The sequence below is a fragment of the Methylobacillus methanolivorans genome (assembly GCF_044751345.1).
GTDB classification, from domain to species: Bacteria; Pseudomonadota; Gammaproteobacteria; order Burkholderiales; family Methylophilaceae; genus Methylobacillus; species Methylobacillus methanolivorans.
Genome location: NZ_JBIWXY010000002.1, coordinates 100650 through 113655, shown reverse-complemented (window position 1 = coordinate 113655; position 13006 = coordinate 100650). Strand labels below are relative to the sequence as shown.

Annotated in this window: 6 protein-coding genes; all 6 read right to left on the bottom strand. The window is 56.1% G+C overall.

What is annotated here, in order from left to right:
* Window positions 1-51: 51 nt before the first annotated feature.
* The gene (locus ACIKP9_RS10135) at window positions 52-1437 is read right to left on the bottom strand and encodes an efflux transporter outer membrane subunit (RefSeq protein WP_400882205.1); all 1386 of its coding nucleotides are present in this window, start codon (window positions 1435-1437) and stop codon (window positions 52-54) included.
* Between the two features lies 1 nt (window position 1438).
* A complete protein-coding gene (locus ACIKP9_RS10130) occupies window positions 1439-3400 on the bottom strand; it encodes a MacB family efflux pump subunit (protein WP_400882202.1) in 1962 nt (653 codons plus the stop codon).
* Window positions 3382-4542 carry an efflux RND transporter periplasmic adaptor subunit gene (locus ACIKP9_RS10125; protein ID WP_400882199.1) on the bottom strand — a complete coding sequence of 387 codons (1161 nt, stop codon included), beginning with the start codon at window positions 4540-4542 and terminating at the stop codon, window positions 3382-3384. The genes ACIKP9_RS10130 and ACIKP9_RS10125 overlap by 19 nt, the downstream gene beginning before the upstream one ends.
* Window positions 4543-5169 (bottom strand): hypothetical protein, encoded by a 627-nt coding sequence (locus ACIKP9_RS10120; RefSeq protein WP_400882196.1) that lies wholly within the window; start codon window positions 5167-5169, stop codon window positions 4543-4545. It abuts the gene before it with no gap.
* 183 nt (window positions 5170-5352) lie between these two features.
* Window positions 5353-7101 (bottom strand): sulfite reductase subunit alpha, encoded by a 1749-nt coding sequence (locus tag ACIKP9_RS10115; protein WP_400882193.1) that lies wholly within the window; start codon window positions 7099-7101, stop codon window positions 5353-5355.
* A 67-nt stretch (window positions 7102-7168) separates the two neighbouring features.
* Window positions 7169-12679, bottom strand: a complete 5511-nt coding sequence (locus tag ACIKP9_RS10110) for a glutamate synthase-related protein (RefSeq protein WP_400882190.1) — start codon at window positions 12677-12679, stop codon at window positions 7169-7171.
* Window positions 12680-13006: the final 327 nt, after the last annotated feature.

Below are 13006 nucleotides of genomic sequence, written 5' to 3'. Positions count from 1 at the left end.
CCAGAAAGGGCAGGCTAGTAAGCAGCCTTTAACCGCGTTGCACTACAGCCTCTACTGCGAGCGTTGCCAGCCGCCGCCCAAGGCACGATAAAGATCAACAGAGGCCTGCAGGCGTTGTTGACGCAATTGCAAATCCAGGTCTTGTGCAGTGAATAGGGTGCGTTGCGTATCCAGCATGGTCAACATGGTTTCCGCCCCGGCTTGATAACGGGATTGGGCAAGGGCAAAAGCACGCTCGGCATTTTCCAGTGCCAGGGTTTGCGCAATGGCCTGCTGTTCCAGCCCGGCAATACGGTTGAGGGCCGCCTCGACATCGCTCAATGCGGCAATAATCGCCTGGCGGTAATTCGCCAGCAGCTCTTTGCGGCGTGCAATCGCAGCATCACGCTGCGCTGCCAGACGGCCCGCATTGAAGATAGGTGCAGCCAACCCAGCGGCCAGGTTATATAACGGGGCATCAAACAAATCACGCAAGTGCTCACTCGCAGTAGAAACACCGCCAGTCAAGCGAATGCTGGGCAGCATGGCGGCACGTGCCACTTGGATATCGGCATCAGCAGCAAGCAACCTGGCTTCTGCCAAGGCAATATCAGGTCGGCGGGTCAACAGCTCGGAAGGCACCCCGGCATCGCTCATTGGAGGCTGCAACGCTCGAACACTGGCAGCCACCAATGGTAGCTCAGCCAGTGGGCGCGACATCAGCGTGGCCAATGCTGCCTCGGTATTACCTCGCTGTTGTTGCAACAAGGCCACGGTACGGCGCTGACTGGCCACCAAACCCTGTTGCTGGGCCTGCTCAATCGCAGTCGCAGCGCCCGCCCGGTAGCGTGAATCCACCAGGGCTAATACCCGCTCGGCGTTCTCCAGGTTACGCCGGGCAATCTCGACACGCTCAGCCAAGCCGATGGCCTCTATCGCGCTGATGGCAACATTGGCACCCAGGCTTACCCGCATGCTGTCCCGATCAAACTCACTGGCGCGGAGATTACTCAATGCGCCTTGATAGGCTGCACGGTTCTTACCCCAGAAATCAATTTCGTAGCTGGCAAGCAATCCAGCGGAATAGGTGCCCAGGCGATTGGCATCACTACTGCCCCCCAAACGCTGCTGGCGGCCGATATTGCCTGCGGCAGAAACCTCAGGTAACAACGGTGCCCCGGCCACCACCGCCAAATGCTGCGCCTGCTCAACACGGGCAATCGCAGCGGCAATATCGTAGCTTTCCAGTTGCGCTTGTTGCACCATGCCTGCCAACGCTTGGCTACCAAATGACTGCCACCAATCCTGATCAGGCACATGAGCGGCCTCGGTTACGCTAGCGTTATTACGCCATTGGTCAGGCAGATTGTGCAGCCCATCCTCCGCCTGCAACTGCGGCGGGTTAACGTGGGTACAGGCAGGCAATAACAATAACAGGAATAAACGCAGGACTTTCATGTCACTCACTGGCAAGTGCGACCACAGGGTCAAGCTTGGCTGCCTGGCGTGCAGGCATGAAACCAAAGACCAGCCCGGTAATCACGGAACAGAAGAAAGCGCCAATGATGGCACTTAAGGAAAAGATAACAGGCATGCCCCAGAACACCAGGATAACGCCAATCGCCAGGCCGGATAACACGCCTGTTACTCCACCCACAGTCGTCACCAGCACCGCCTCGGTAAGGAATTGCTGGAGAATGTCACGCTGGCGTGCACCCGTGGCCATGCGGATGCCAATCTCGCGCGTACGCTCACGTACGGTCATCAACATCACATTCATCACGCCTATGCCCCCCACAAGGAGGGAGATCACGGCAATCAAGGCCAGCATGATACTCATGCTGTCTTGCGTCTTGGCCTGGGCAGCAATCCAACCAGCGGCGTTCTCCATGCCATAATCGCGGATCTGGTGGCGGGAAAACAGCACATCATCCACGGCTTTTGCCACTGCATCAATTTGCTTCATGTCGCCCACTTCCAAGGTGACGTAGGAAGGGTCGCGCTCACCGAACACCCGCATGCTGGCAGTGGAGTAGGGAATAACCACCAGGTCGTCGTCGCTCTGGTCGCCCGTCACGGCGCCTTTTGAAACCAGCACCCCAATCACCTGGAAAGGCACGTTGCCTATCAGGACAGTCTCGCCCACCGGGTTTTCCACATCCGGCATCAGGTTCTGCGCCAAACGCGGGCCGATGACGGCCACCGTCGCCATGCGCTGGTTATCTTCCTCACTAAAGAAAGCGCCTTTTTCCACCGGCCAGTTCAACATACGCGCCATAGCCGCGCCTGAACCCTTGATGCGGGTTTGCACGTCCTGGTTGCCATAACGCACCACCTTGTTACCAGAAAGATTAGGCAATACATAGGTGATCTGTGGGATGTCGCCGATGGCCTCGAGGTCGCCCACACTGATGCCACGACCCGGTACCTTTGAGCTTTCATGCTTGGGCCTGACGTAAATATGGTTGGTGCCAAAAGCACCCAACTCAGCTACCACGCGCTCCTTGGTTCCCATACCGACGGCCATCATGACGATTACCGAGGCCACACCGATGATGATACCCAGCAGTGTCAGGGCCGTGCGGAAGCGGTTGACCCACATCACACGCCAGGCAGCGCGGCATGCCTCCAGCATATCGCCACGCCAGGCTACCTGGCTGGCATCCGCTTCCAGCTTGAATGCGGGGGCCGTGTTTGCCAAGGAGGGCTGCAATACGCCTGTATCACTAATGACATGGCCATCGCGAATCTCGATCACGCGCCGCGCATTGGCGGCCACATCGCGGTCATGCGTAATCAGGATGATGGTATGGCCTGCATCTGCTAGCTCATTGAGCAGGCGCATGACCTCTTCACCGCTGCGCGAATCCAGCGCACCAGTCGGCTCATCCGCCAAGATGATACGACCACCATTCATAAGTGCCCGCGCAATCGATACACGTTGCTGCTGGCCGCCGGATAATTGCTTGGGACGATAGTGCAGGCGCTCACCCAACCCCAACCTCGTGAGCAAGGCCTGGGCACGCTCTGCACGCTCGCGTTCTGGCATGCCGGCATAAAGCGCGGGGATTTCCACGTTTTCCTGCGCCGTCTCGGTGGCGATCAGGTGATAACCCTGAAACACGAAGCCAAACGCCTCACGACGCAACCAAGCCAGTTCGTCGGCCTCCATATCGGCCACATTGCGTCCGGCAAAATCGTAGCGTCCAGAACTGGGTTTATCCAGGCAGCCGAGGATATTCATCAAGGTGGATTTACCCGAGCCAGAAGCCCCGACAATCGCCACAAACTCACCAGCGTGGATGTCTAGTGAAATACCATGCAGGATTTCCACCCGTGGCTTATCTCCGCCGCCATAGTGCTTGCGGATATCCACCAAGGAGATCAAGGGCAGGCGGTCACTCAAAACTGGAACTTCCACGGGCTGGGCTTGGGCGCTTTGTCCGCAGTGATCAACTGATCGCCTTCCGCGAGACCAGATAAAATTTCGCTACGCAAACGGGTACGCACCCCTGTGGTGACCTCATGCCAGACCACCTTGCGATCCTTGTTCAGCACACGCGCCTTGTATTGGCCTGCCTTGGCATCCACCTCTGTCAGCGCCGAGATAGGTACGGTCAGCACCTCTGCCGCCGCTGCCACAACAAAGGAAGTTTGCGCAGTCATTTGCGGCATCAGCTCGCCATCACTGTTATCCACATCAAAGAGCACGGTATATAACACCACTTTATTGCTACTAGGCGTTTGCGTGCCGGAAGTGCTCGCGCCCTCGGGCTTGGGTGGCGCAGGCAACACCTGGCGCACCGTGCTGCTCCAGCGGCGATCATCAGCGCCCAGGGTCTTGAAATAAACCTGCATCTCGGGCTTTACATGGCGCACGTCAGCCTCGGAGACATCTGTCCACACTGTCATGGTAGACAAATCAGCAATGCGTAACAGGGTAGGGGTTTGATAGGTGGCGTTGAGGGTCTGCCCGGTCTTGGCTTCAATGGACACCACCGTACCGGACATCGGCGCATAAATCTTGGTGAAACCAAGCAGGGCCTCATTCCCCTGCAAAGTAGATTGCGTCTGATCGATTTGTGCCTTGAGGTTGTTGATTCTCGCTGCGGCAGTTTTCAGAGTGGCCTGTGCCTGCTGTACTTCCTCGGTGCGTGTAGAGCCCTCGGCTTGCATCTGCTGCTGTCGTTCATGCTGTTGGCTGGCGAGCACGTATTGCGCCTCCTGCTCTTGCAACTGGGCCTGTAAGCCAGCCAGCGCCGCACGCCCTGCATCCACCGTGGCCTGTGGCACACGCGGATCGATCTCGGCGAGTAGATGCCCTTTTTCTACCACATCGCCAGGCTGCACATGCAGGGCCAGAATCTGGCCGGACACCTGCGCACCCACATCAACATAGCTGCGCGGCTGCAAGGTGCCAATGGCCGTGACGTTATGCTCGATGTTGCCACGCTTGACCGTTTCGATCTCGAACAGATCGGCAGGGTCCTGAGTATGGGTCAGCCAAGCGGCACCCACCACTACCAGCACAATCGCTAGCAGCGCAATATGACGCCGGCGCATTTAAGGCTTCACCTCGAAGCTTAATGTCGCGGTATGCCGCACATCGGTGTATTTGGTACCTTGGTGTGTCACGCTGCCATTCACGCGCGCAGTGACTTCAAGGATATACAAACCAGGGAATGGTGTTGTCAGTGTCACCGTGCCATCTTCTGCTGGCTTCAAGGTGCGCACCCAGCCTTCGCTAGTGCTGACATTGACCTGGGAGGCTGCCACGGTATTGCCCTTCCACACCAGTTTGAACGTGGTGCCGTTGGCCTCCGTCGGCACCAATTCAAGATCATTCACGGCCTTGGTCTCACTACGCCCTAACTTGGCCTGATAAAAATGCAGAACTTTGTCCTGACCTATCGCTTGGGCAGTCAACCGAAGATCACCACTTTCAGGTGCCATGATCTGCACACGCTCACCATCCACCTTGGTCGCCACTTCTTTGCCATCTGCCAGCAGGCTGCGAATAGCGCTTAAACTAGCAGTATCCAGTCGCGCAGATTCATACAGCCCGAGGTACGCTGTTGCGCCGCCTTGCATTGGCTCCAGCCAAAGGTAATTTGCACTGGCGCTAAAGCTGGCAAGCAAGGCCATCGCTGCCATTGCCCAGCGGCTGATCAAGGATTGTCGTGTGGTCATGTGTTTTCCATTCTCGTTATTGCGCGAGTAAAAAATGCGCTCTTACTAGTAATGACACGCGAGAATGAAAAAAGGACACCCCGGTAAAGAAAATTTCACAACAATTGCCGCTGTTGCAGCATCGCCGTGTATAAAAAAACGGGGCCCTCAACCCCGTTTTTTCACATCCAACTGCGTTACAGCTTAGTAAACGTCACGCAGGTAGCGCTTCTCACGCTTGAGCTGATTCACATAGGCAGTTGCGCCTTCGGCATCCAGGCCACCGTGCTCGGCCACCACATCATGCAGGGCTTGATCCACATCCTTGGCCATACGGCTAGCATCGCCACAGACGTAGAAATAACCACCGTCCTGCAGCCAGGCGTAGAGCTCCTTGCCGTTTTCACGCATGCGGGTCTGCACATAAATCTTTTCAGCTTGGTCACGCGAGAAGGCGAGGTCGAAGCGATTGAGCACGCCGTCCTTCATCATCACCGTCAACTCATCTTCATAGATGAAATCGCTGGCACGAGTCTGGTCGCCAAAGAACAGCCAGTTCTTGCCTGGTGCCTGTGACGCCTGGCGCTCTTGCAGGAACGCACGGAAAGGCGCAATACCCGTGCCTGGGCCGACCATGATCACAGGTGCATGTTTGTCGGCAGGTACACGGAACGACTTGTTGGTGGTCAAGAAAATACCCGCTTGTTCACCTTCCTGAACGCGATCAGCGAGATAAGTCGAGCACACACCACCACGCTGCCTGCCACCGGAAACATAACGCACGCTGGCAACAGTCAGGTGAATGCGATCAGGGTTCGCCAGCGAACTGGAGGAGATAGAGTAAGCGCGATGCTGCAATGGCTTGAGCAAACCGACAAACTCATCGGCACTCAGGCTCAGCGATGGATTCAACTGCAGCAGATCAAGCGTATCCTTGCCCCAGAGCCAGTTTTCCAAGGCAGCTTTGTCACCGCTCTGCACCAGTCGGCTCAAGTCCGCATTGCCAGCACGTTGTTCCACCGCAGCAATCAGCTCGCGCGATGGTGTGGAAATTTCGAAACCACGTGTTAGCAACTCTGCCAGTGGCTGGTCATGCTTGGCCACAGCGGCATCTGCCTTGGTGCCGAGGCGCTCGATCAGCAGATTCACTAGCTCAGGATTGTTTTCCGGCACTACATTGAGTGCATCGCCTGCTTCGTAATGGATGCCGCTATCGCCCAGGTCGAATTCGTAATGGCGAATTTCCTTGCCGGAACCCTCACCGGAAAGGCGACGATTAACCGCCAATACCGACTTATAGGGATTTTTGCGGTTGTAGGCCGATGCGACCGGCACAGCAGTATCGGCTGTCGCAGGGCTAGCCGCGACTTCGTCCGGGCCACCCTCGACTTCGGCAAACAGAGGCAGCGCTGTTTCAATCCAGGTATTGGCAGCTTCCTCGAAATCAACATCACAATCCACGCGTGCGAGCAGGCGCTTGGCCCCCAATTGCTCCAGGCGCGTATCAAGATTTTTGCCTGCCTCGCAGAATCCATCGTAACCAGTATCACCAATTGCCAGCACGCCAAAGCTCATGTCTTCAAGACGCTCTGCATGTTCCGATGACAAGGCCTCCCAAAACAACTGGGCGTTGTCGGGCATCTCGCCTTCGCCATAAGTGGAGGTGACGATTAACACGCGACGCATAGTGCCGAGCTCTTCCAACTCGACTTCATCCAGCGCCTTGACGACAGGCTCCAGGCCATGCTGCTTGGCCGTGCTGGCAGCCGTAGCCGCCAAGCCTTCTGCATTACCGGTTTGCGAACCGTAGAGTATATAAATCGGCGGCTTGCCGCGCCCGCTACCACTGTCGGTATTGAGCAATCGCGTCTGCAACCCAGCCAGGAAACCAGCCAGCCAGGCTTTCTGGTCTTGATTAAACGGTGAATCTTCAGGAATGTAGGGAATCTTCATTATCTGGTCGTCAACAAATGCATGCCGTGCACCAGGCACGGCATGGGGTCAAACTATTAGTATAGTCTTAATTGGATTTAAGCGTGGCCACAAGCTCTTGCATGGAGGCCTTGGCAAACAAGGCTTCCAGGCTGGGCAGTGCACCAAGCAGGGTACTGTTCTTCAAGCTCTGGTGGATGATCCAGCCATAAGTGCCTGGACTATCCATGGAGAGAATGTTGCGCAGGCTCAAGGCAGACTTGTAGTCTCTCAGGCGCTTGTCGGAAATCAGCACAGCCAGCTCCTGGTCACTATATCCGTCAATCGCCTCACGCGCATAGCGCTGCAGCTTCTGCATCAAGAGGAAGTCTTCCGTCAGCAACAAGTTGCGCACCGCCTTTTGCACGGCAGGGTCAGCCACCGATTGTGCATTCGGCACCTTGGCCATGGCCACTTGCTGCGCCATATTGAGCACGGTGTAGTTGTTCAGCAGCTCATACATTTCCTCGCTGTCTGCCTCGCCATGGCCTGGCACCTTGCCACCCACCACGGGCTTGCCATCACGGTAAGCCAGCTTGAACTTGCGCACCTGGAAAGCAGCCAGCGCGGAAGATAACTCTTCCAGCAACTCTTTGCGTGGCTTGGCCTTGAGGATTTCATCGCTGTCCTGGTAGAGCAACAAGGCACGTGGCATGACGAACACGAAGTTCTGGCGCTCAGCCTCCCAGTTTTCCAGCAACCATGCGGCACGCTTGGAGCCGGTGGCTTCCAGATGCCATTGCAATAATTGCTGGATAGCCTGGCTGTGTACACGCGCCATCTCGCTATCATCAGTGATATTGCCCAGCAATACGGAATCCGCAGCTACCTTGCCAGTGAGCTCGCCATAAGGGTCGTACTGATAGGCAAAACCACCGCTCATGCCGTTACCGAAACCCTTACCGAACGCACCCAGGTTAAGCACAGCGCCGTTGGTCATATATTCGCAGGCAAAATCACCCACGCCCTCAACCACAGCCGTCGTGCCGGAATTACGCACAGCAAAGCGGTCACCAGCCTGGCCTTCAACAAACAATCGGCCACCGGTTGCGCCAAACAACGCAAAGTTACCCACCAGCACATTGCCACCGGCCTGCTCGGAACCACCGCCTGGCGAAGTCACGATGATGGTGCCACCAGCCTGGCCCTTGCCCACGCCGTCGTTGCAGGTGCCGCTATGGCGCAACACCATGCCATCGTTACAGAAAGCACCGTAAGATTGGCCTGCAGAACCACTGGTTGCGATCTTGACGGTATCGGGCTTGAGGAAACGGCGGCCACGCTTATCTGCAATCACCGCAGGTAGTTGCAATGCAGCATCTGCTTTCAACTCATGGTTGAGCAGGCGTTCAATATCAATCGCCAGCTGACCACCCACAGTCTTGTTGCGATTGTTGAGCACCTGGCCTGCGCCAAGGTTAACCTCAAGCTGCTTGTCCTCGACCAGCGCCTTGCGCAACACGTCGATAAACGCATCATCCAGCTCGAAATCTTTTTCCATGTAGACCGGATTTTCGATCTTCACTTCTGGCACCACGGTCAACATGGCACGCAGGTCAAGCTGACCAACAGAAGCAGGGTGATCAAGTAATTGCAGCAAATCGCTGCGACCACGAGCCTCGCGCAGTGAACGCAAGCCAATAGTGGCAAGAATCTCGCGGGTTTCATGCGCAACGTTGATGAGGTATTGCGCCAATGCACGCGGATCACCATCGAACACTTCGGCATTGGTCGTCAGGCCAGCAGGGCACTTGACGTTACAGTTCTTCGCCATCACGCACTTGAGCATCATCAGCGCTGTGGTACCAAACTCAAAGCTATCGCCACCGAGCATGGCAGATTTCACCACGTCGCTAGCGGTTTGGTGAGCACCAGAACAACGCAGGATCACCTTATCGCGCAAACCATTGGCGCACAGTGCCTGGTGAACTTCGGCAATGCCGATTTCAGCAGCACGGCCAGTGTACTTGAGGCTGGTCACGGCAGCCGCGCCGGTACCACCAGTATTGCCTGCCACGTTGATGACATCGGCACCGGCCTTGGCGACACCCACGGCAATCGTGCCTATGCCCTCGGAGGACACCAGCTTGACGATCACACGCACGCGCGCTGCCTTGCAGTCGTGAATGAGCTGCGCCAAGTCCTCAATGGAGTAAGTATCGTGGTGTGGAGGAGGGGAAACCAACTCCACGCCGGGCGTACCACCACGCGCAGCCGCGATCTCGACGGTGACCTTGGGCGCTGGCAACTGGCCGCCCTCACCTGGCTTGGCACCCTGGCCAATCTTGATTTCCAGCTCTTCCAGCATCGGGTCTGCCAAGTAACCAGCCCAGACGCCGAAACGACCGGAAGCCAATTGCTTGATGCGCGAGGCACGGATGGTGCCGTAGCGGGAGATATGCTCGCCACCTTCACCGGAGTTCGACATGCCACCCACCATATTGGTACCGTGGGCCACTGCCTCATGTGCAGGAGCAACCAGTGCCCCATGGCTCATCGCACCTGACGCGAAGCTGCGAGTGATTTCGCTCGCAGCTTGTACTTCTGCCAATGGCACGCTGTCTGGTGCCACACGCAGCAACTTGAAATATTCGGCAGCATTGCCAGTGGCTTCCACTGTCAATGCGCTGCCTTCCAGCCAGTGGCCACTGATCGCCTTGCCAAAATGGGCTACCAGCGCCTGGCCCAACGTGGACAAGCGTGAAATATCCCCTGCCAGCGGGCCGGTCAAATGCAGGCTGAAACGGTCATTACCCAGCGTTTGCACCTCAATGCCACGGATCACGATGCTGTTGTTACCAACAATGGCATAGCGACCAAGCACGGCACGGAACTCATCCGAACTGGTGATCTTGCTCACATCCGCAGGAAACTCCAGCACGTCACGCAACGCAGATGGACGCTTGGCGCGCTCTTCCGCCATCATGTGCGAGAAGCTGCGGTAGCTCGGCGTCACGCCAAAGCTGTTTATTTCTTCCGCACCCAGGCGATCAAAGCTGCCACTGAATGCCTCACCTTTCTTGAGAGAGAATGCATCTTCAAGCTTGGATAAGGTCATAAGGCGCAGGAATTCATCTTCCGCACGCGCACCTTGCTTGTCGAAGTGAATTTTTTCTTCCGTCATCTCGACAAAGCCACGCACGGCAATGGTGCCGAAAGAGTGGCCAGCACCTTCTGAGCGCTCCTTGAACAAGCCCAGCAAAGGCACGCTGTTCTCGTCGGTCACTTTCTGTGCTTCCTGGTGCCAATCCACTACCATTTTGGCTATGGCGGCAAAGTCAGCGCCACCAACTGGTGTTTTCAGATTGGGGAAATACTTACGCAACACGCGGTCATTGGTGTTGAGGAAGTTAGGCTCGAAGAATTCACCACCGATATAGCTTTCAACCGTGCACAGGCCAACCTTGCCCATGGTCTTCATCAAGGACTTTTCAGCCGCCTTGGCGTATTTCTTGAAGGCCTTGTCAGCATCTGCGCCGTACTTTTCCTCAGCACGCAATTGCACGCCCAGCGGATAAACCGCAGAAGCGCCAAAGCCCAAGGCTGCCGCCACGTGGTGCGAAGACACGATCTGGCCGCTTTCAGCCACGATGGAAACATCCAGGCGCAAACCTTCGTCAATCAGGCGCTGGTTGATAGCAGACACTACCAGCAGCAAAGGCATGGCCGCCTGGCTGGAGGACACATGGCGATCGGAAATGACAGCAATGCCACCTTCATCGCGCGCAAAGGCAACCACTGCCTCAGCCAGGGCATCAATGCCCTGCTCCAAAGCCTGTTCATTCGCTGCTGCATTGCCTGCCACAGGGGTATACAAGGACTCGAAGCAGCGATATGGCGTCTCTTTCTGCTCGCGTAGCTTGAGCATATCGAGATGACTGAGGATGGGCGAATCAATGACGATCTGCCTACCCTTGCCCTTGTTCATGTTGGGCTTGGCACCCAGCGCTACGCGCAGGGTCATGCCATCAGCCTCGCGGATAGAATCCAGCGGTGGGTTGGTCACCTGGGCGAAGCGTTGCGAGAAGTAGTGCGCCACGCCGCCTTCATGGTCGGTCAGCGCATTGATGGCGTTGCCGTAACCCATGGCGGAAATCTTTTCCCCACCGGTTGCCAGCATCGGGTCCATCATGAACTTGAAGCTTTCCTGATTGTAGTAATAGGAAACAAAGCGTTGATACAACGCCAGATCACCATGATAACGCTGGGGCGAACCTGCTATTTCGGCAGGCACCGCGGGCAATTGCTTCAATGTGGCACGCGCCTGTTCCAGCAAGGCGGAGTAATCACGCTTGGCAGCCAGCATTTCCAGGGTTTCCAGTGTGCCGCGCGAGCGCTTCTCGTTGTGGTCGTAATACAGCATGCCGCCGGCCTCGATACGGCCACGGCGCAATACACTTTCTGGAGCGAAATTGATCTGGCCAGCCTCGGACATAACACAAAGGTATTCCTCGGTTTCGACACTACGCAAAGGACGTAAGCCCAGGCGGTCAAGGCGTGCACCCACCACGCTGCCATTACCAAAAATCAGCGCCGCAGGGCCGTCATTCTTCTCTTCATAGAGAGAGAAATACTCCAACATGGCCTTGATATTGTCAGGCAGGGTAGGATCATTTTCCCAGGCGGGTGGCATCATGGAGACCACGGCCGTCACCAAGTCCAAGCCGTCATCCATCAAGCGGCTGTTCAGGGTCTGGTCCAGACGCGAGCTGTCAGACTGCCCCTTGGGACGGAAAATCTTGCCATTACGGGCACGCGCCAGCGCTGCCTCCGCAATGCGGTTCTTGCGGTCAGTGTTCAGCTCACCGTTGTGCGCCATCATGCGGAATGGCTGCGCCATGCTCGGATGCGGGTCAGTATTGGTAGAGAACCGTGTATGGAAATACATGGTATGCACGGCGTGATCTTCTTCCATGAGGTCATGGAAATACGGAATCACTTCGTTGGAATTCAAGCGCCCCTTGAGTACCTGGGTATGGGCAGACATCGACAATGGATAGAGGCCGCTTAAGGCAGCATCGGTATATGCCTGCTCTTCGATCACCAACAGGGCTTTGTAGATGCGGCGATCAAACTCAGGCGCATCAATGTCAGCAGGCGCAGCAAATACCCATTGCTGGATAGGCAACTGATAGCGGATGGCAGCAGGGCGGATCGCGTCATTGTCCACCGGCACATCACGCACCAGCAAGACTTCCAACCCCTTATCAGCCAAGGCGGCACGGATAATCTCTTCGGCACGGGCATAAGCGGCAGCATCGCTAGGCAGAAAGAAGTTACCCACCCCGAAACGACCAGCTTCAAGTGCCTGCCCAGTCAGCCTACAGAAGAAAGGCAAGGACAAATCAATGGAAACACCAGCACCGTCGCCCACGCCCTCGGCAGACATACCACCTCGGTGAGGGATCGTACACAAAGCCTCATGCCCCTTGACCAGTACATCGTGGGTTTGAATCCCATCCTTGCGGGTAATAAAACCAACGCCACAGTTATCCTTTTCCAAGGAACTGTCATACAAGCCAAAAGTATTGTCGCTTTGCGAACCATTGAGTGCGCTCATTTACCTCTCCAGCAAATTCATTAATCTGATGCGGCTCAGATATACCGTGCTCCATGGCATGGTATATTGTGGTGTCTAGCTGCCATTCCAAGCACCTCCAACTTCCGCCGGTCTTATTAATAAGCAATTACCATACCAAATCCAGCTAATGCGCGGATATCCACCTTCTGCAATTGAATTCAGGCACATCCACTTTAAAAACAAAGCATTGCATGCCAAACATCACGTTTTGCGAATGATATATAGTTGTTGAGAATGTTATCAAAAGCACCAAAAATGTGCGCATGCACATTTGAGGCACACTTTTCGTGCGGAATACTGATGGAA

What these genes read in the sequence shown, in the direction of transcription:
- ACIKP9_RS10135 (WP_400882205.1), bottom strand. Translation starts at nt 1,437, where the DNA reads ATGAAAGTCCTGCGTTTATTCCTGTTATTGTTATTGCCTGCCTGTACC.
- ACIKP9_RS10125 (WP_400882199.1), bottom strand. Translation starts at nt 4,542, where the DNA reads ATGCGCCGGCGTCATATTGCGCTGCTAGCGATTGTGCTGGTAGTGGTG.
- ACIKP9_RS10120 (WP_400882196.1), bottom strand. Translation starts at nt 5,169, where the DNA reads ATGACCACACGACAATCCTTGATCAGCCGCTGGGCAATGGCAGCGATG.
- ACIKP9_RS10115 (WP_400882193.1), bottom strand. Translation starts at nt 7,101, where the DNA reads ATGAAGATTCCCTACATTCCTGAAGATTCACCGTTTAATCAAGACCAG.
- ACIKP9_RS10110 (WP_400882190.1), bottom strand. Translation starts at nt 12,679, where the DNA reads ATGAGCGCACTCAATGGTTCGCAAAGCGACAATACTTTTGGCTTGTAT.